Consider the following 20,417-nt stretch of genomic DNA (forward strand, 5'->3'; position numbering starts at 1 on the left):
GTAACCATTAGAAATAAAAGGAAATGAGATCATTAATAAATTATTTTGTAAAATACCCTTTTGCGGGGAATCTTCTGGCAGGAGTATTTGTTTTACTGGGAATTTTTGGATTGTATTCGCTAAATTCTTCGGTAATGCCACAAATTGATCCAGGAATGCTTACCATTACAGCTTCTTATCCTGGAGCTTCACCCGAGGAGGTGGAAAAAGGTGTTGCGCTAAAAATAGAAGACAACCTAAAAGGAATTAGCGGAGTAGAGAAGGTTACTTCATCATCTACTGAGAGTGCATGTTCTATTATGGTAGATTTAGAATCAGGATACGATCCCAATGTTGCCCTACAGGATGTGAAAAATGCGGTGGATGGAATTAGTTCATTTCCAGCTGATGTAGAGAATATTAGTGTGGCTAAAAGTGAATTTACGATTCTAGCCACTTCTATGGCCTTAAGTGGTGATATTGATTTAAAGGATTTGAAAACCTATGCACGCGCAATCGAAAATGATTTACGTGCAATTAATGGTATTTCACAAGTCGATTTGTATGGTTTCCCCGATGAAGAAATAGAAGTGAGCGTTAACGAGGATGCACTAAAAGCATACAATATCAGCATCGATGAGATTTACTCAGCTGTGGCTGCTGCAAATATCGAGCAAACAGGAGGAACGATTCGCGGAGAGAACGAAGAGTTAAAAATCCGTGTTCGTGAGAAGCAATATTATGCCGAAGGTTTTAAAGATATTGTAGTTCGATCACAGGAAAATGGAGGGACTGTTTATCTAAGCGATTTGGCTGTTGTAAACGACAAGTGGGACGAAGAGCCGAATCGGATTTATATCAATGGAAATCCTGCCGTTAAAATATCCATTACACAAACTTCTCGTGAGGATATTCTTTTTATATCCGAAACCATAAATGATTACGCTTCAAAATACAACAAGGAACACGATGTGGTGAAGTTAGATGTGCTTCAGGATAATTCTTCCTCAATAAAAGTAATGCAAAATATTTTAGCCAATAATGGAATCGTAGGTTTCTTGCTGGTTTTACTGTTTTTGTCTCTTTTCCTAAATCATCGTCTCTCTTTTTGGGTTGCTATTGGTATTCCCATTTCGTTTATGGGAATGTTCATGATCGCAGGAATGTACGGACTTACACTAAACAGAATTTCTTTGTTTGGGATGATTATCGTTATTGGTATTTTGGTGGATGATGGAATTGTTATCTGTGAAAATATATTTCAGCACTACGAAAAAGGGAAATCGGCTCTGCAAGCAGGTATTGATGGAACCTTAGAAGTAATGCCTGCCGTATTTTCGGCTGTACTTACAACTATTGTGGCTTTTACTGCTTTTTTCTTTATTGATGGTGTTATTGGTGAGTTTTTTGTAGAACTGGCTTTCGTGGTGATTTTTGCCTTGGTTTTTTCTTTGGTTGAAGCATTCCTAATTTTACCGGCTCACGTAGTACATTCGAAAGCGCTTCGGGCGGATAAAAAAGAATCTAAAATTGAGAAAATATCATTAAAGGCTGTTACCTATTTAAGAAGATGGACCTACGAACCTTTAATTCGATTTTGCTTGAATAACAAATTGGTAACCGTTGGTTTTACAATTGGGTTATTTGCTATGACCATAGGTGCACTAAGAGGAGGAATTATTCGAACGGGAGATAGTTCGGTTGACAATAATGATTACATAGATGTGGAACTCGAAATGCCCGCTGGTACACCTGAATCTGAAACCTTACTTTATATGCAGCGAATTGAAGATGCAGCGATTGAAGCAGGAAAAGATTTTCAGAATAAAAGTCTGACAGGTGAACCTGTGCTTATAAGTACCGAACTAAATATTACTGCCTCGAATGTAGGAACCTTAACGGTGTACCTGTTGGGAACACAGAAAAGAGATTTTTTATCTACAGAATACAGTAATCTGATAAGAGATAAGGTGGGTGAAATTCCACAAGCACAACTACTTAGCTATACGCAGGAGAGTCATTTTGGAAAAGCTGTTTCTGTATCTTTGCAGAGTAGTAACCTGGAGGATCTGTATCTGGCAAAAAATGAATTCAAACAAAGACTCTCTAAAATGGAAGGCTTGATGAATGTCCAGGATAACGATGAACTTGGAATGCGCGAAGTGAAATTGAAGCTAAAGAAGAGTGCTTATAAGTTGGGTTTAACCATGAGTAGTCTTTCAAGCCAGGTTAGAGCAGGTTTTTATGGGAAAGAAGTACAGCGTTTGCAAAGAGGAATTGATGTGGTGAAAGTGTGGGTTCGCTACCCGAAAAATGAACGTTCGTCAATTGGTAATCTTGAAAATATGAGAATCAGAACCGATGATGGAGGAGAGTTTTACCTAAAAGATGTTGCTGATCTAATTTATCAAAGAAATTTGGTTCAAATCAACCATTTAGACGGGCAGAGAGAAATTACTGTAGAAGCAGATGCCGCCAACGAAACAGTGAATATGTCAGTAATTAACAGCGAAATTTCAGACCATATTTTACCCGAGTTAAAAGCTAAATATGCAGGTTTACGATTCCGTTACGGAGGTCATGAAGAGAATCTGCAAAAAGCAAAAGACTCTGGAATTCTAATTGCTCCAGTTATTCTGGTACTTCTATTTGCTATTGTGATTTTTACTTTTCGATCCTTTTCGCAGACTTTACTTATTTTCACTCTGGTCCCTCTTGGATTTATTGGTGTAGGTTGGGGACATTGGATTCATAATACTGCTTTAGATATGCCATCGTATTTGGGAATGGTTGCTCTGATGGGGGTCATGGTGAACGATTCAATTGTTCTCATTAGTACATTTAATGATCAATTGAGGACGGGTAAAGATTTTATGATTGCCATTTACGATGCTTGTGTTTCCCGATTCAGACCCATCGTTTTAACTTCGCTAACAACAATTGTAGGTATTGCGCCATTAATTGTTTCCAATCAACCCGAAGCCAAAATGGTAATTCCTATGGCTATTTCAATGGCTTATGGATTAGCTCTGGCTACTTTCTTGAATTTGTTACTATTGCCTATTTTATTGGTAAGCGTAAATTCTTTAAAATGCAAATTTAAATGGTTGATTTCGGGAGTTATGCCATCAAGAGAGAGTGTAGAAACAGCCGTTAAAGAACTCGATAAATAGTGATATATTTTAGATAAAAAGAGATACCGATAATGAAGAATCGAATAATCATATTAACTGCCATTTTTTTCACATTTATTGCCGAAGTAGTGGCTCAGGATGCTCTAACGCTAGAGTCTTCCATTGAAATTGCATTGCAGAATAATTTAGATATAAAAGTTGCAAAAAACGATGCGCAAACAAGTGTGAACAGTGCAACCAAAGGGAATGCTGGACTATTGCCAAGCCTTAGTGGAACAGCTAATACAGCATATAGTGAACACAGTTCAGATGAATTTTCCTCTTATGGAACCATGGATTTCTCCTATACTTTATTTGATGGATTTGGTGGTACCTATAGCTATAAAATTTTAAATCTACAGAAAGAACGGGGTTTATTAACAGCTCGATACAATATCGAGAATACCATTGCTAATGTAATTAACGGATTCTATCAGCTAAGCGAAGACTTTGAAAATGAAGAAGTGGCTAAGGAGAACTTTTTGATTTCAAAAGAACGCTTACAACGAATCGAAGCTAAGTTTGAGTTTGGTGGTGCTAATTCATTAGACGTGTTAAACTCTAAGGTAGATTTTAACGAGGATAGTACAAGTTACTTGCAAGCAAAACAAAATTATGAAGAATCGGTTCGTGAAATGAATGTTTTATTGGGACGAAGTGCCGAAACAGAAATCCAACTGATTCTTGATGCTTCTGATTTTGAGGTTTTCGAATTAGATGAACTCAAGAAAAAAGCATTGGTTGAAAATGCTGATTACTTAATTCAGGCAAATCAATTGCGTGAAGATGAATTATCAGTAAAGAAAGCAAAGAAAAGCCAGTTACCGTCTGTCGATTTATCTTCATCCTATTACTATTACGATAAGGATATTTCAGGGACCAATTCGAAAGGAATGCTAACCGGACAACTAGGAATTAGCTATACGATTTTTGATGGAAAAACGAAAAAGCTTGAAATTGCAAATGCGAAAATTGAAAAACTTAATTCAGAGTTGGAATATCAGAATAAAATGTTGGAACTCGAAAGAGATATTGTAAATGCCTATGCAAACTATACTTATAATTTAAAGATGTTGTCTTTGCAGGAAGATGCTCTGGAGGCTGCAACTCTCAATTTTAAACAATCTAAAGAGTACTATCAACTTGGGCAGCTCACTTCTACAGAATTTCGTGAAGCTCAGCAGAATTTGTTGGAAGCTCAATATAACAAATCCGCAGCTCGTTACGATGCCAAAGAATCGGAAGTGAGTATTAAACAAATTAGTGGCATGCTACTACAATAATTATTTTAGCTATATAAAGATCTTGTTTGGTAGATCGAAGTTTTGTAGTGGGAACTTTGATCACACCGCCCTCCTTTGTGGAAGGCGGTTTTTTTATTATTAAAAGGTTTTTTGTTCTATTTTCTGTGCAAATGTTTACTTTTACTAGACTGTTAACTAAGAATAGATAAAAATGCCACTAGATAAAATTGAAACTCCAGAGTACTTTATATGGGAGACTCATGGAATCCACACAGGAACAGGTAACGATCATGTAAAACATGGAGTTGATGAACTCGATAAAATAACCGAATTGGCCATTGCAAAAGGGCATCCTAATATTGCATTTATAATACATACACCAAGGCTAACCAGATATCGATATGCAGCCGAAAAACGTTTGGGTGTAAAATTCATACGAGGAGATAATGCCTACTTTAACTATCCTAAGCAAATTGAAAAGCTCAAATCTAAATACAGCGATAAAATTAGCATTAGATTTGGAATTGAATTAGAATGGTTAGGCCCTGATTTGGGCATGCAATGGAACCGTTCCAAAGTGTTTCAAGCTCAAGATGCAGATTATGTAGTTGGTTCCTTGCATTTCTCACGCGAGGGAATTCCTTACGATGGATCCATAGAAGAAACCGAAGAGCTAATAAAAATAAGAGGTGGATTGGAAAATTATTGGCTTGGCTATATCGAGGAAATGATCGAAATGGTTGATTCTACCTGGGATATGATTCAGGTAGTTGGTCATATTGATTTGCCTAAACTTTTTGCACCAATTCCAAAACCATTGTTAGAATTAGATCATTCCGATCATCTTTTGGCTCGTAGAATGCGTTTTCTCTTGGAGATGATTAGTGAATACAATCTTGCATTGGATGTAAATTTGGCTGGAATCAACAAAGGTTGTGGTATTTATCCTGATATATCTATTTTAAAAAGAGCCAAACAACTCGATATTTCAATTGCGCTTGGAACCGATACGCACACTATTCAAAATCTTGGAAATCATCACAAAACAGGCATTCAATATGCTCATGATGCAGGCTACAAGCACTACTTGAGTTTCTCAAAATGCATTCCCGAAAAACGTCCTTTACGCAATCAATCCTACAAAGAAGAGGAGTATAAAGTAATGAATTTAGGAATTGAAATGTTAAATCTTCGTTTTGAGGATAGCAAACAACGTCGCATTCCCAAATTTTCATTTGGAGGAACATTTAGAACATTTCTCGAGCATCACAAAAATTCCACTTCATTAGGAGAATTTGAAGCTATTCGTATTCGTAAAGGAAATAAATCCATAACCATTAGCAATTCAATTCCACAGCATCCAAAAGAAAAAGTAAAAGGTTTGTTTTCTCATCATAAAGATGAACCTGGAGTATTGTCGATGATTTTTAATTCACTCGCCTCAGAGGAAATTAACGTTGAAACAGCCTACTTAAATTCAAATAACGATGGTACTGCAACTGCGTTTTTAACCCTTTCGGGTGATGATGATTCCATTCATGAAGCTGTTGAGTTTGTGAAGGGAACAGGAGGCGATAGTTTTATCGAAATTCGAATTGGTGATAATCTGGAAATGCCACTTTTGCGAAAAGGGAAAAATTACGTGCTCGAAGTTGATGGTGTGAATTTGCCTGTCGCAATAAGCAAACAAATGATTCTATCTATTCATAACAATACTTCGGGAATTTTACTGATTTTACTTTCTGCTTTAGCTTCTCAAAATATTAATGTTATAGACCTAAAATTAGGACACAGAGGACAGAAAGGATATGCAATTTTAAGTATCGAAGGCAATTCTCAAAATGCAAGTAATGTTTTAAGTAAACTGGGACCACAATTTTTTGAAACAACATATTTATCCTTAAAAGGAGTTGAAGAGTAATTTAAATTTATTGCAAGTTGAGGCCTAAAATAACAGAGAAGTATGAAAAATATTTGGAGATCATTGAATTTTACAGAATTCAACCAAAGGTGGATGCTCTCCAAATAGAAAAAATAGAAGAATACCTTACCTTAATGAGTGCGCATTATCAGAATTTTTGTGCCGATATAGAGGATTGTATTGGATTGCCAGAGCCAGTTGAATTGGAAATTATTATGGATGTTTTAAATTCATATCTAAACGTAGTTGGAGAAGAAATTGTGAAAATTTTCCCTGAAGAAGTAAAAAGATTTTCACCTATAAATTTGCAATTTTCCAGCTGTTTAAACGAAGTACAGGCTATTGAACTGTATCGTAATTTTAATGGTTTACAAAGCGATTTTTATGGAATAAAAGATGATTTGGATGAAATTGAAAAAAATGTGTTTGAATCAAGTTTTATTAATGAATTTGCTGTTCTTACTAAAAAATTAATAAGCAGTATAAATTCTGATTTAATTGTACGAGTTGAAGATTTAATCTGAGAAGAATAACTAAACAGCTTTTTGAGGTAGAAATTCAATAGAAATAGGTTCTTCTTCTTCCAACTCTTTAATCATTTCAAATGATTGGGATTCTAGAAATTCAAGTGCGCTTTCTTCACTTTTCCATCTCGAAAGAATAATGTGTTCGTCTCGATTACTAATGGGTTGGTAGATTTCACAAGAAAGTTCACCTCCAATTCGCCGGTATTCCAAGAACTGATCATAGGAATTCTTCCAGACAACGTAGTCTTTTATGGTTTGTTTAATTAATAGATAGATCATTTCAGATGCCACATTTTGTTGATTCTAAAGTGTTAAAAATCAACGAACCAGCTATCAGCTAATTGATTACAAGGTTTAAATTTAGGATGATTATCTTAATTTATGAGATAAAATATTTTAATCTCTTTAAAAAATTTAAGGAAAATTAATAAAAAAAGATAAATTGAAAAAATACATTCCACTGATGGTGAAAAAAAATTGACAAACAGAAAGTTGTACTAAAGTATTCATTTTGAGTTTAAGAATTCAATGCTTCAATCGGATTGGTGAATTTGAATTTATAATTTGTGGCCTCTAATTTGGCTGAACTAATTATTTTAAACGAACTTTTGCCATTAACAAACTTAGGTGCTTCGAAACCTCCAATTTTCGCGGCTTCCAAATAAAATTTTTCTCTACTTGGATGTTCAGGACAACAAGCATTATAAACGTTTCCCCACAAGTCATTACTTATCAGATGCATAATAATAGCAATGCAATCATCTTGATGAATTAAATTTACTGGCGTACTGCCGTCTATTGCATTTTTTATTTGAGAGAAAAATCTGCCAGGTTTACGATCGTAGCCAATTAATCCACCAAAGCGAATTATACTAGTCTGGAAATTTGTTTGTTTTAAAAGCATATTCTCTACTTTTCTCAGTGCCTTTCCGCTGTTTTTATCAGGTGTTTGATTGTCTTTCTCATCAACAATTCTGTTTAAATTAGCATAAACCGAAGTTGAACTTATAAAAAGTACTTTTTTTAAGGAAGAATTTTTCAATTGCTTTAGTAATGATTTAAATTGTTCAGAATGAAATTCTTCAATATCGTCCCTTCGTTGTGGTGGAAAGTTGATCACGATAATTTCCGAATCAAAAAAGAGAGGATCAAAATCATTATTAATTTCGGGGTTCAGAAAAATTTTAAAGGGAGAAATTCCTGCATTACTTAAAATCTTTAGTTTGTCAGCAGAAGGAGTAGAGCCTTTCACATAATAACCATTTTTTGTAAGAGTGTTTGCTAATGGAAAGCCCAGCCATCCACAACCCAGAATGCTTATGGTCTTATCTCGATTATATAACGTTTTATTCATACAATTCTATCTAAATATATCGGTGAGTAAATTAATATTTAATTTAAACAATTAAATATTTTTAGTAATGATGTATAGCGTAAGTAGTTTAATCATTATGGCATTAAAGATATTAAAATCTTTATAGTGATTATTACTTATCTGCAGATACACAAAAGGAAAGGTAAAACATTCGCAAAGTATGGGAAACACAAGGAATTCTGAATAATTACATTTATCTTTGGCAATGAATATACAAACACTTTAAGAAGAAGTCTAAGTGAGCTTCAAAATAAATTTCGTTTTATGTCATCACAAATACGAGAAAATTTACAAAAATTATTTGTTTTAGGAATAAGTTACAAAAAGTCAGCTCTTGATGTTCGAGGGAAATTTTCATTAACCGCCGAACAACAGGAAAGTCTCTTGAATGAAGCAAAAGAAAATCAAATCGATGGTTTGGTTGTTTTATCAACTTGTAATCGAACAGAAATATACGCCCATACAAGTGAATCTGACTTTGTTGTTGACTTGTTTTTAAAATATTGCGAAGGGAATCGTGACGATTTTAACAGTAACGGTTATACTTTGTTTGGAAATGAATGTATTAATCACTTATATAAAGTTACCTCAGGCCTCGATTCGCAAATTATTGGTGATTTTCAGATTGTTGGTCAGGTTAAAAATGCGGTACATTTATCCTCCGAAATGGGATTGGAGAATCCATTCTTAAATCGTCTTTTCTCATTTGCATTTCAGGCTAGTAAAAAAATTAAAAATAGTACAGATATTAGTAAGGGTGCTGCTTCAGTTTCTCATGCGGCGGTTCAGTACATTAAGGATAAAGTTTCAACATTAGAATCATGTAATTTTTTATTGTATGGAACTGGAGATATAGGAAAAGATACTTGTGGAAATTTAGTTAAGCATATGAGTAATCGTTCTTTAACTTTAATCAATAGAACGGTTGAAAAAGCTGAAACCCTGGCTAAAAAATTCAATATAAAATATCAAACGCTTGATAAATTAAGTGAAGAAGTAGCTAAGTCGGAAGTTATTATTGTTGCTACAGGAGCTTCTAAACCAACACTTTTGTTGGAAAATTTAGAAGGAAACAAAAGTTGTAAACTAATTTTGGATCTTTCGGTGCCACGTAATGTTGATTCTCAAATTGATAAATTAGACAATGTTTTAGTGATAACTGTTGATGAATTATCTAAACACATTTCTGGGGCAATAGAGCAACGAAAAGAATGCATTCCAATGGCTGAAGAGATTATTAAAGCTTCAATTGGTGAGTTTTATAGCTGGTTGGAAGTAAAATATTTATCTCCTGTTATTGTCGCTTTGAAAGAAAATTTGCACAAAGTACAAAAGAAAGAATTGGAGTATCATAAAAATAAATTGTCGGAAGATGAGTTGAAAAAGGTAGAACATATCACCAATAATATTGTGAATAAAATTGCTCGTGCCTGCATCAATCACCTAAAAGATCATCACAAACAACAATCCACTCCGATGGAAACATTGGAAATGATATTTAAAGATATGGATTCGTAAAGCTTTGTAAGCTTTCGATAAAAGCTATATAAACCTTGTTTTATATGGCTTTTTTAGTTTAACTTTCAGAAGTTACACCCTTAGAAAAGAACCAATCATGCCTTCTAAAAAGAAAATAGTAGTCGCAACTCGACCTAGCTTGTTAGCCTATACACAAACCATTCAAACCGTTGAATTACTTCAGAAAGCAAATCCTGATGTGGAATTTGAAGTCAAGAAATTTAGCACAAAAGGGGATCGTGTATTGAATCGTTCTTTAACCGAATTTGGAGGAACTGGTTTGTTTGTAAAGGAATTGGAACATGCTTTATTGGCAAATGAAGCCGATATTGCAGTGCACAGTTTAAAAGATGTGCCAAGCGCTCAACCTAGTGGGTTACGTTTAGGTGCATTCCCCGAAAGAGAAGATAGTCGCGATGTTTTTTTAACTCGTGAAGGCCTTGGTATCGATGAAATGCCTAAAGGTTTTATTTTAGGTACAGGAAGCCCACGAAGAAGAGTACAAATGGCTAATATTCGTGAAGATATAGAGTTTAAAGAAATTAGAGGGAACATTGATAGTCGCATTCAAAAGTTGCACGATGGTGAATACGATGCCATTATATTAGCAGCTGCAGGGATGAACCGTTTGAATAAGGAATTTGATGAGAATTTACTTTTGGATGTGGATTTATGCATTCCAGCGATAGGACAAGGAGCAATAGCAATTGAATGTCGTAGTGCTGATGCTGAAACCCTCGAAATAATCAAACGAGTAAACCATCCTGAAACAGAGCAAGCTATTCTGGCCGAACGCGAATTTATGGCCGAAATAGAAGGCGGTTGCAAGTTTCCTCTGGCTGCACATGCCGTTGTCAGTAATCATGTACTTACGATGATTGCCATTGTGGGTGATTTAAAAACCAATCAATTTATTGTTGAAGAAATCGAAACTTCTGTTGATGAATCGCTTGAGAAATCTAAAGAACTTGCAATTCAAATGAAAAATCAATGCAAAGACAAAGGAATTAATTTCTATATTTAAATTTATCTATGTAAATAGAAGACTAGTGATTCGAGTTTGTTTTGTGTTTTTAGTATTCAAAAAAATATATTTCTACTAACATAGAAGTGTTGCGATCGATACTATTTTTTGTTGATTCCATTTAGGCAGAAAATAGACATTAATCATTTCACATCTGATATAAAAAATAAGCATTATGAATTTAAGACCTCTTTTTCCAGAGACACGATTGAGAAGATTACGTTACAGCAAAGTAGTTCGGGATATGGTTGCCGAAACATCACTTTCTGTAGATAATTTAATTATGCCTCTTTTTGTATGTCCAGGAGAAAATGTTAAAAATGCAATAAAAAGCATGCCTGGAAATGATCAGTTATCAATTGATTTATTGGTGAAAAAATGTGGTGAATTATTGGAATCGGGTGTGAAATCGATCATGCTTTTTGGTATTCCAGAATCGAAAGATGAAGACGGAACCGTAGCCACACACGATCATGGTATTGTTCAGGATGCAACTAGAGCCATAAAGGCTACACATCCCGAAATGTTCGTTATTGCTGATGTTTGTAATTGCGAATATACAACACATGGCCACTGTGGAACTATTGTTGATGGTGATGTTGATAATGATCAGACTTTGGTTACACTAGCTGCACAAGCGGTATCATTAGCCCATGCGGGAGTTGATATGGTTGCACCTAGCGATATGATGGATGGTCGTATTGGATACATGAGAAAAGCCCTTGACGAGAATTGTTTCGAGAAAATGCCTATTATGGCTTACTCTGCAAAATATGCATCGGGTTTTTATGGTCCGTTTAGAGATGCTGCAGAAAGTGCGCCTAAATTCGGAAATCGTTCTACTTATCAAATGGATCCTAGAAATAGTGACGAAGCCCTTCGCGAAGTAGAAATGGATATAGCTGAAGGTGCCGATCTTGTGATGGTTAAGCCAGCATTAAGTTACCTTGATGTGATTTATAGGGTGAAAAATGAATTTAATGTTCCAGTAGTTGCTTATAATGTAAGTGGTGAGTTTTCTATGGTGAAAGCTGCTGAAGCCAACGATTGGATTGATGGAAATCGCGTAATGATGGAGATCATGACCTCCATTAGGAGAGCAGGAGCAGACATTATTATTACTTATCATGCAAAAGAAGTTGCCGATATTTTAAATGGTAAATTGTAAGAGAATTTATTTTTATTTAAAAGAATGAGCTTAGTAAAGTGATATTCAATTTTAAACGACAATTCATTGATAGTTAACATATGAGTCAATCCATTTTTTTAGATACGATTAACGGAATTACACGGGAGAGACCTCCTGTGTGGTTCATGAGACAAGCAGGTCGAATACTTCCTTCCTACATGAAATTGAGAGAGGAATATGGTTTCAAACAAATGATGGAAACTCCAGATTTGGCAGCAAAGGTTACTTTATTGCCCATTCACGATCTGGGTGTTGATGCCGCTATTCTCTTTTCAGATATATTAGTGATTCCTGAAGCTTTGGGAATGGAATTGAGCTTTGAAGGAAAAGGTCCAAGTTTTGCTACTGCCTTAAAGGATGTTTCGGATCCATTGTCTTTTTTAATTGAGAAACCTGAGAAACTAGATCATATTTACAAAGCTATTGATTGTATTTTGGATACCAAACCAGTTAATATTCCATTGATTGGATTTTGTGGTGGTCCATTAACAACACTTTGTTATATGTATCAGGGATTTAGTCGGAATCAGAATTTTCCCGACTTTGTTCCTGCTATTTACCGAGACAAAGCTTTGATGAAAAAAGTGGTTGCCAAGATTACTGAGATGAGTATTCATTATGCTCTTAAGCAAGTAGAACATGGAGTCAAAGCATTTCAACTGTTCGAAACTCACGCTGGTTTAATTCCTGTTGAATTGTACAAAGAAGTATTTTTACCGTCGGTAAAGGCTATCTTAACTGCTGTTCGTAAAACAGGGGTGAAAACCATTTATTTGCCTAAAGGTTTGGGGACAGGAATTAATATGGTGAATTACGATTTATGTGATTGTGTTAGTGTTGATTGGCAAATGCCATTGCATGAAGTTAGAGCCATTGTAGGACAAGAAATGATTATTCAAGGTAATTTTGATCCTCGTATTTTAGAAGCAACTCCACAGGCTATCGATCAGGAATTTGAGTACTTTTTGAATTATGGCCGTAAAGATCCCAAATGGATTTTTAATTTAGGACATGGTTTACTGCCAACCATTCCAGTTGAAAATGTAAAATATCTTGTGGATAAAGTGAAAAAATCTGACTGGGGAAGATAGACTATAATGAATAAAAAATAAGAGTAGAGGTATCTGAAAAGGTACCTTTCCTTTTTTGTCTCGAAACGATTAATTTTTTAAGTAGAACCATCTCTTAAGTAAATAATTATCGATATACATATCTCAGATTTGTATATTCAGACAAAATACATCATATTCGATATATTAATATTCATTTCTTTTAGAGAGAAAAATGCTTTTTAAGTAGCATATTTTTTGCTTGTAATGTTAATAAAGAGTAGAAATAAAATCGCAATTAATCCCCTGAAAATAGCATTTTATCCACTAAAATTGATAATTTAAGATTTTAGAAAATTATTACCGAACTCTATTAAACTATGAATAAAGATTTGCTTTATGCCTTGATCCAAAATCCTTATTTAATTCCAGGAATTTATAATTACTGTGATGGCTGGTGCGAAAGATGTGATTTTACTAATAATTGTTTGAACTATAAAATGATGGAAGAAGGAGTTCCTGATTTGGAATCTGCTAATTCTGAAGCCGAAGAGGCTATGGATAATCTCGACGAGATGTTCCAGATAAGTATGGAGTTATTAAAGCAAGCAGCTAAAGATTTGGGAATGGAAATGCCTGAAAAATCAGAGGATTTTGATTCTAAGGCAGAAGAGGCAAAGGATGATTTGATTTTTAAAAGCTCACTGATGACTCAAGCAGATTCTTATTCTGACATGGTAGATAAGTGGTTTGTTGAGTTTGAAGGGCTTCTGTATGTCGGAAGTGGTAGTTTAAAAGAATTACTAGATTATACAGACGAAGAGGAGATGAGTAAGGAGGAACAAGATATTTTTAACATCTACGAAATAATTCGCTGGTACCAGTTTATTATTCCCAGTAAATTATTTCGATCTTTAAGAAGTAAAGCACAAAGTGAAGAAACGGGTAATGAGTTTTATCAACATGATAGTATTGCTTCGGGTAAAGTGGCATTATTGTCTATCGATAAGTCAATTGAGGCCTGGACCGTATTCATGCATGAATTCCCCGAGGCTGAAGATAGTATGTTACCTTTATTGTTATTACTCTCAGGATTACGTTCACTTGTTGAAAAAAAATTTCCTGATTCAAGAGAATTTATAAGGCCAGGATTTGATATCTGATCCAAAATAGATTGCAAACTCTATTTTTCATTATAGCTGGAAAGTATATAACAAAAAAAGTCGGTAACCAACCGACTTTTCTATTCACTTTAAACCTTAATCTATATATGAAAAAACTACTTCTTCCTTTTGTACATTACAAATGTAGGCAGCATTCACGTTAATTGGTCTAAACAAGTGTTAAATAAATTTAAATATTAATTTTAGATGAAATTGTAACTATAATTAGCTTATGGAATTAAGAATTTGGCCTTTAGATTCCTGAATTTAAATCAATCATTATAACTTTGTTAAAAATCTAAAAATTATAAATTTGAACATCAACTTGGTTACCGAATACTCATTATGGTGGGCGATTCTTTTCGCATTTATTTCCTTTCTCTTTGCTTTTGGAATCTATTTTTTCAAAAAACCATACCATAAGGATCTTGCTTTGCCTAAAATTTATTTGTTGGCAGTTTTGCGTGCTTCATCCATATTTCTTCTTCTTTTTTTACTGCTTAGTCCAAAATTCAAATTCACATCAACTAAAATTGAAAGACCAATTTTGGTTTTTGCTCAAGATAACTCTAAGTCATTGTTATATGGTAAAGATTCATTGTTTTTAAAGAACGAGTATCCCTTTATTATAGAAAAATTACTCGATGAATTAAAAGCTAGTTTTGACGTTCGAAACATAAGCTTTGGTAGTGAAGTAAAGGAATTGTCTTTTTTCAATTATTCAGAATCAAATACCAATTTTTCGGAACTTTTCGATTTTCTAAAGAATAATTATGCTTATTCAAATAATGTGCAAGTTTTGCTGGCTAGTGATGGTTTGTTTAACAAAGGAATGCAGCCAAGATATGCAGTACAAAATTTAAATGTTCCCATACACACCTTACAATTAGGAGATACTACAGAACTTCAAGATGTGTTGATTTCTTCGCTTAAATCCAATGAAATAGCATTTCTTGGGAGTAAATTACCAATTCGAATTGGAGTGAAAGCTACCAATTTAGCCAACGAGTTAGTACAATTAAAAATTTACAATGATTCTAAGCTACTTATCAGTGATGAAATTCAATTGAAAACGAATTCGTTTTTTATCGAAAAGGATTATTTTATCGCGAGTGAAAAGCCCGGTTTGCAAAAGTTTAAAGTTGTTCTTTCATGTGATAAAACAGAACACTCCAAATTCAATAATCAAGATGAATTTGTAGTTGATATATTAGATACACAACGAAAAATAGCTATTTGTTTTGATCAGTATCATCCTGATATTGCGGCCATTCAATCAGCCATCAACAAAAATATTAATTTCACTCTAGATCTGGTTAATCTTAAAAATAAAGAGCCTGACTTGGAAAAATACGATTTGCTTATTTTTTCACAAATTCCTTCCTCGCAGAATTCATATTCAGCTTTGTTTCAAAAAATTAGGCGTAAAAAAATACCAATATTAATGCTGATTGGAGGAGATTCGGATCTTTCTACACTTTCAAATTTAAAACTAGGAATAGAAACAATAGAAAATGATGGTTTGTTTTCAGAATCATCAATTATTTGGGCCAATACATTTGATTTATTTGAGATTTCACAATCGCAGCAGGAGCTTTTAAATACCTTGCCACCTTTTCTTTCACCCTTAGCTAAGTTCCAATTCAATTCAGAATACCATATTCTTGGCTATAAAGAAATAAAATCGACCCCCACAAAACAGGCTCAAATCGCTTTTTCTTATTATGACAATCAAAAGATAGCATGGATTTTTGGGGAGGGAATATGGCGATGGAAATTGCATTTATCAAAAATAGATGATTCTCCTAAAGTGTTTAATGATCTAATTAATAAAACGCTTCAATATCTATCACTAAAAATTGAAAAAGATCAATTGTTGGTAACATACAAAAAAAATATTCTAGAAGGAGATAGAATAGCAATTGATGCAGAATTGTATAATCAGACCTATGAATTGGTAAATAATACTGATCTTTCACTTGTTCTGACAAATCAGGATGGGAAATCGTTTCATTATTCCTTTAACAAACAACAAGGTAAATATCAACTAATAATCAGTAACTTACCAAAGGGTAGATATTCTTTTGTTGCCGAAACAGAAAATTTGGAGAAGAATATCAAAAAAACAGGAGAATTTATTGTTAACTTTAACAATGTAGAAGCAAGAAACTTGCAGGCTGATTCAAAAGTGCTTTCTCAAATTTCTAATTTAACTGGTGGTGAAGTTTTTAAAAGTGTAAACATTTCTAAAATAGCACAAGCAATTAGACAAAATGAATATGCTAATCAACTCTTGATTGAGGAAGAAAAATATGGGAGTTTTATTGATGTTCTATTCATTATGATTTCTATAATGATGATGGCAATTTTGGAATGGTTCTTGAGAAAATATTGGCTGAGCATTTAATAGAGAATAACGAAAAATAAATAGCTATGAAAATATATTTACGCTTGATAATTCCGATTTTTGGAATTTTATTTTCATCTTGCCAAACGCTTTTATTGTACGAATTTCAAGGACTTAATGCGCCTAATGTAATTGTCCCTTCAGATGTTAAAACCATGGCTTTTGTCGATCGAAATCTCAGCTTCAAAAGCGATACTATGAGTCAATATTATTTAGTAAATGATGTTGTAGTGAAAGATACAATGAACTATTCTGCAATTACCTCTTACAATTGTTACAAAGGTTTTTCGGAGAATTTATCGGAGTATTTTGCCATGGATTCTCTTACATACATTCAGCTTAGTGAAAATGAAATGGCGGGCAACAGAAAATACACTCCTATGCCGTGGGAGCAGGTTGATAGTATTTGTAGCAGCACTGGATCTGACGTAGTTGTTTGTCTAGAAGATATATTATTATACTCTAAGTATACTGTTTTTGAAGACATTCTGCATTATGGAATTACTGATGTTAATTATTTGGCCGTTTGGAGAATATACGATCCGTTAACAAAAACTTATTTGGATGAAAAACTTTTGATTGATAGTGTTTATTCAGAAGTTTCATCCACGAGTTATAAAGAATTGGTGGATAATACATTGCCAAAAAGGAAGGATGTTTTTACAGATGTTTCTTATGAAATCGGGAATCAATACGCAATTTCTTTAGCTCCCGAATGGATAGACTTATCTCGATTTTTATTTTCTTCAGGAGATGATCGTTTGTCCATTTCCCAATATTATTTAGATCAAAATAATTGGGAAACTCCTATTAATTTATGGACAGAGATGACAAGTGAGAAGAATTTAAAATTAGCAGCAAGGGCATGTTACAATTTGGCTGTAGCCTATGAAATTAAAGATGATTTTGTGCAGGCAAATAAATGGCTGCAAGAATCAATTAAAAACTATTATAGCTTAACAAAATTACCGGCGGAATATGAGAAAATTGAGAAATATTCACTGGAACTCCAGGTTAGAACTAAAAATAAGGAGAAATTAGACCTCTTTTTTGGAGAATAATAATTTCCATGTAAAATATATCACCCTGAAGAGTTTATTCTATCAGGGTTTTTTAATTTTGTATTTACAAAAATATAATTCATTTTAAATGACCGCAACAGTAGTATTAACTGTCATATTAGTTATCATCAGTTTCGATTTTGTTTTAGAACGATTTTTAGAATCTTTAAACCGTAAAAAATGGTCGCCAATTTTACCTGAAAGCGTAAAAAATATATACGATCAAGAAAAATATCAGCAGTCGCAAAACTATCAGAAGGATAAGTTTATGCCATCTTTACTTTCTTCCTCAATCGCCTTTACTCTTAGCTTTTTTATGATTTATTTTGGAGGTTTTGGATGGGTTGATGATTTTGTTCGTGATTATTTCGAACATCCAATAACAATTGCCTTGGCTTTTTTTGGCCTTATTCTGTTTTTCTCAAATTTGCTTTCCTTACCATTTTCATACTATTCTACATTTGTGATTGAAGAAAAATATGGATTCAACAAAACGAGTGTAAAAACATTTATTTTAGATCAAGTAAAAGGAGCTTTATTGGGAATAGTAATTGGTGGTGGAATAGTAGCGGTACTCATTTGGATTTACCTGCAGACAACCACTAACTTTTGGTGGATGGCATGGTTGGTTATGGCCATATTCATGATTTTTATGACGATGTTTTATTCTTCATTTTTAGTGCCATTATTCAATAAGCAAATTCCTTTGGAAGAGGGAGATTTAAAAGCGGATATTCAGAAATTTGCAGACAAGGTAAATTTTAAGCTCGATAATGTTTATGTAATGGATGGATCGAAAAGATCGACAAAAGGCAATGCTTATTTTAGCGGTCTTGGATCAAAAAAAAGAATCGTTTTATTTGATACATTGATTGCCGATTTAAGTAATGAACAAATTGTTGCTGTTTTAGCACATGAAATTGGCCACTACCAAAAAAAACATACTCGAAGTGGCTTGCTTCTTTCCTTATTGCAAAGTGGATTAATGTTTTATGTGTTTTCTTTATTAGTTGACAATCCGATACTTTCCGAAGCCTTAGGTGCACGTGTTCAATCTTTTCATATCGGACTCGTTGCATTTGGAATGCTATATAGCCCTATATCAACTTTTTTGTCCTTGGGTATGAATGCCCTATCGCGGAAGAATGAGTATGAGGCAGATGCATATGCAGCAAATAATTATAATGCACAGGCCTTGGGCGAAGCTTTAAAAAAATTGTCGGTTACTTCCCTTAGCAACCTTACTCCACATCCATTTTATGTGTTTTTTTACTATTCACATCCCAGTCTAATACAAAGGTTAAAAGCCTTACAATTAATAAAATAATACAATGCAAGCAGAAATAATTACTATTGGCGATGAAATTCTAATTGGTCAAATTGTAGATACCAATTCGGCATGGATGGCCAAAGAATTAAACAATATTGGTATTCATGTTGGAAAAATTACCAGTATTTCCGATCAAAAAGAAGATATTGTAAGTTCGTTGCAACAAGCAATGAATAGAGTTTCATTGGTGCTTATTACCGGTGGATTAGGTCCTACAAATGACGACATTACAAAAAAAACGTTAAGCGATCTCTTTGAAATGTCTCTTGTTCAGGATGATTTAATCTATGCCAAAGTTGAAAAGCGATTGGCACAACGGGGAATTCCAATGAATCGTTTTAATTGCGATCAAGCACTGGTACCCAATGGAGCAAAAATAATTCCCAATAACTATGGTACAGCTCCTTGCATGTGGTTTGAAAAAGACGGAAAAATAGTTATTTCTATGCCTGGAGTTCCCTTCGAAATGAAAGGAATTATGCGAGACGAGATTTTAAATGAATTACCGAACTATTTTTCTACTCCTATCATTTTGCACAAAACGATCATGACAGATGGGATAGGGGAATCTGTATTGGCCGAAATGTTATCAGAATGGGAGACTAATTTGCCCTCTTGCGTAAAATTAGCTTATTTACCTTCTCCTGGTCTTGTTCGTTTGAGGATGAGTACAACGGGTAGTGATAAAAAGGAATTGGAAAGTATTATTGAGGAACAGTTAATTAAACTAAGAAATATACTTCCAGAAAATATATTTGGTTACGATGATGAACCTATTGAATTAACTGTTGCCAAACTTTTATGCGCTCAATCTAAAACAGTAGGGACTGCAGAAAGTTGCACTGGTGGTAACATTGCTCATTTAATTACGTCTCATTCTGGGAGTTCAGCTTATTTTAAAGGGGCTGTAGTTGCTTATTCCAATGAAGTAAAAGAGAATCTTTTAAAGGTAAAACATCAGGATTTGGAAGAGTACGGAGCCGTTAGTCAGAAAGTTGTAGAACAAATGGCTTTAGGAGCCAAAAAGGTTTTAGCTACGGATTATGCCATTGCTACATCTGGAATTGCTGGACCTGATGGAGGAACGCAAGAAAAACCAGTGGGTACAGTTTGGATTGCAGTAGCAGGTCCAAATGAAGTTGTTTCTAAGTTGTTTAATTTGTATCCAAATAGAGAACGTAATATTCATGTTGCTTCGGTAAATGCATTAAATATGTTACGTAAATTAATTACAAAGTAAAAAGACTTACAAGTCCTAATTTAAAAAGGCTTTCCAGATCAGGAAAGCCTTTTTTATTGAATCCTTTTATTCCTGGGCAAGGATCATATTATTTTAAATACCTCTTGTTTTTAACAGCCTAATTCTCTAAATTTCAATGACTATAAATAAAATCAAAGTTAATAGATACAAATAATGACTACCATATACATATAGATATTTGGATATATAAATATTC

15 protein-coding genes are annotated in these 20,417 nt (G+C 33.9%); 13 read left to right on the forward strand and 2 right to left on the reverse strand.

The features are described 5' to 3' along the window. Positions 1-23: 23 nt before the first annotated feature. The 4 genes from ABYT26_RS00990 to ABYT26_RS01005 all read left to right on the forward strand — a co-directional run bounded on the left by ABYT26_RS00990 (position 24) and on the right by ABYT26_RS01005 (position 6,841). The gene (locus ABYT26_RS00990; RefSeq protein WP_372751011.1) at positions 24-3,152 is read left to right on the forward strand and encodes an efflux RND transporter permease subunit; all 3,129 of its coding nucleotides are present in this window, start codon (positions 24-26) and stop codon (positions 3,150-3,152) included. 32 nt (positions 3,153-3,184) lie between these two features. After that, positions 3,185-4,435, forward strand: coding sequence for a TolC family protein (locus tag ABYT26_RS00995; RefSeq protein ID WP_372751012.1), 1,251 nt, complete (start codon positions 3,185-3,187; stop codon positions 4,433-4,435). Between the two features lie 172 nt (positions 4,436-4,607). Then, on the forward strand, positions 4,608-6,317 hold the full coding sequence (locus tag ABYT26_RS01000; RefSeq protein ID WP_372751013.1) for a histidinol-phosphatase HisJ family protein: 1,710 nt from the start codon (positions 4,608-4,610) through the stop codon (positions 6,315-6,317). A gap of 17 nt (positions 6,318-6,334) precedes the next feature. Next, complete coding sequence (locus ABYT26_RS01005; protein ID WP_372751014.1) at positions 6,335-6,841, forward strand: hypothetical protein; 507 nt, start codon at positions 6,335-6,337, stop codon at positions 6,839-6,841. A 9-nt stretch (positions 6,842-6,850) separates the two neighbouring features. Here ABYT26_RS01005 and ABYT26_RS01010 read toward each other — a convergent pair whose 3' ends face one another. Together ABYT26_RS01010 and ABYT26_RS01015 are read right to left on the reverse strand one after the other, a co-directional pair. After that, on the reverse strand, positions 6,851-7,123 hold the full coding sequence (locus tag ABYT26_RS01010; protein WP_372751015.1) for a hypothetical protein: 273 nt from the start codon (positions 7,121-7,123) through the stop codon (positions 6,851-6,853). Positions 7,124-7,361: 238 nt separating this feature from the next. Continuing rightward, on the reverse strand, positions 7,362-8,198 hold the full coding sequence (locus ABYT26_RS01015) for a hypothetical protein (RefSeq protein ID WP_372751016.1): 837 nt from the start codon (positions 8,196-8,198) through the stop codon (positions 7,362-7,364). 285 nt (positions 8,199-8,483) lie between these two features. Between ABYT26_RS01015 and hemA the strand changes: the two genes are divergently transcribed. The 9 genes from hemA (at position 8,484) to ABYT26_RS01060 (ending at position 20,200) form a co-directional block, all read left to right on the forward strand. Then, positions 8,484-9,737, forward strand: coding sequence for a glutamyl-tRNA reductase (gene hemA, locus ABYT26_RS01020; protein WP_372751017.1), 1,254 nt, complete (start codon positions 8,484-8,486; stop codon positions 9,735-9,737). A gap of 97 nt (positions 9,738-9,834) precedes the next feature. Further along, a complete protein-coding gene (gene hemC / locus ABYT26_RS01025) occupies positions 9,835-10,761 on the forward strand; it encodes a hydroxymethylbilane synthase (protein ID WP_372751018.1) in 927 nt (308 codons plus the stop codon). A 175-nt stretch (positions 10,762-10,936) separates the two neighbouring features. Further along, positions 10,937-11,929: a porphobilinogen synthase gene (gene hemB / locus ABYT26_RS01030; protein ID WP_372751019.1), complete on the forward strand. Its 993-nt coding sequence runs from the start codon at positions 10,937-10,939 to the stop codon at positions 11,927-11,929. A gap of 80 nt (positions 11,930-12,009) precedes the next feature. Beyond that, a complete protein-coding gene (hemE, locus tag ABYT26_RS01035; protein WP_372751020.1) occupies positions 12,010-13,041 on the forward strand; it encodes a uroporphyrinogen decarboxylase in 1,032 nt (343 codons plus the stop codon). A gap of 338 nt (positions 13,042-13,379) precedes the next feature. After that, entirely contained in the window at positions 13,380-14,162 is a 783-nt protein-coding gene (locus tag ABYT26_RS01040) for a hypothetical protein (RefSeq protein ID WP_372751021.1), read from the forward strand. Between the two features lie 313 nt (positions 14,163-14,475). Then, positions 14,476-16,569, forward strand: a complete 2,094-nt coding sequence (locus tag ABYT26_RS01045; RefSeq protein WP_372751022.1) for a hypothetical protein — start codon at positions 14,476-14,478, stop codon at positions 16,567-16,569. A 26-nt stretch (positions 16,570-16,595) separates the two neighbouring features. Beyond that, complete coding sequence (locus tag ABYT26_RS01050; RefSeq protein WP_372751023.1) at positions 16,596-17,630, forward strand: DUF6340 family protein; 1,035 nt, start codon at positions 16,596-16,598, stop codon at positions 17,628-17,630. An 88-nt stretch (positions 17,631-17,718) separates the two neighbouring features. Continuing rightward, positions 17,719-18,957, forward strand: a complete 1,239-nt coding sequence (locus ABYT26_RS01055) for a M48 family metallopeptidase (protein ID WP_372751024.1) — start codon at positions 17,719-17,721, stop codon at positions 18,955-18,957. Positions 18,958-18,961: 4 nt separating this feature from the next. Further along, a complete protein-coding gene (locus tag ABYT26_RS01060; protein ID WP_372751025.1) occupies positions 18,962-20,200 on the forward strand; it encodes a competence/damage-inducible protein A in 1,239 nt (412 codons plus the stop codon). Positions 20,201-20,417: the final 217 nt, after the last annotated feature.

The organism is Labilibaculum sp. (assembly GCF_041595635.1).
Taxonomy (GTDB): Bacteria; Bacteroidota; Bacteroidia; order Bacteroidales; family Marinifilaceae; genus Labilibaculum.

Bases quoted from the DNA above. Each gene is read 5' to 3' on its own strand.
- ABYT26_RS00990 (WP_372751011.1), top strand. From the start codon at position 24: ATGAGATCATTAATAAATTATTTTGTAAAATACCCTTTTGCGGGGAAT.
- ABYT26_RS00995 (WP_372751012.1), top strand. From the start codon at position 3,185: ATGAAGAATCGAATAATCATATTAACTGCCATTTTTTTCACATTTATT.
- ABYT26_RS01000 (WP_372751013.1), top strand. From the start codon at position 4,608: ATGCCACTAGATAAAATTGAAACTCCAGAGTACTTTATATGGGAGACT.
- ABYT26_RS01015 (WP_372751016.1), bottom strand. From the start codon at position 8,198: ATGAATAAAACGTTATATAATCGAGATAAGACCATAAGCATTCTGGGT.
- hemB (WP_372751019.1), top strand. From the start codon at position 10,937: ATGAATTTAAGACCTCTTTTTCCAGAGACACGATTGAGAAGATTACGT.
- hemE (WP_372751020.1), top strand. From the start codon at position 12,010: ATGAGTCAATCCATTTTTTTAGATACGATTAACGGAATTACACGGGAG.
- hemA (WP_372751017.1), top strand. From the start codon at position 8,484: ATGTCATCACAAATACGAGAAAATTTACAAAAATTATTTGTTTTAGGA.
- ABYT26_RS01010 (WP_372751015.1), bottom strand. From the start codon at position 7,123: ATGATCTATCTATTAATTAAACAAACCATAAAAGACTACGTTGTCTGG.
- hemC (WP_372751018.1), top strand. From the start codon at position 9,835: ATGCCTTCTAAAAAGAAAATAGTAGTCGCAACTCGACCTAGCTTGTTA.
- ABYT26_RS01060 (WP_372751025.1), top strand. From the start codon at position 18,962: ATGCAAGCAGAAATAATTACTATTGGCGATGAAATTCTAATTGGTCAA.
- ABYT26_RS01055 (WP_372751024.1), top strand. From the start codon at position 17,719: ATGACCGCAACAGTAGTATTAACTGTCATATTAGTTATCATCAGTTTC.
- ABYT26_RS01050 (WP_372751023.1), top strand. From the start codon at position 16,596: ATGAAAATATATTTACGCTTGATAATTCCGATTTTTGGAATTTTATTT.
- ABYT26_RS01040 (WP_372751021.1), top strand. From the start codon at position 13,380: ATGAATAAAGATTTGCTTTATGCCTTGATCCAAAATCCTTATTTAATT.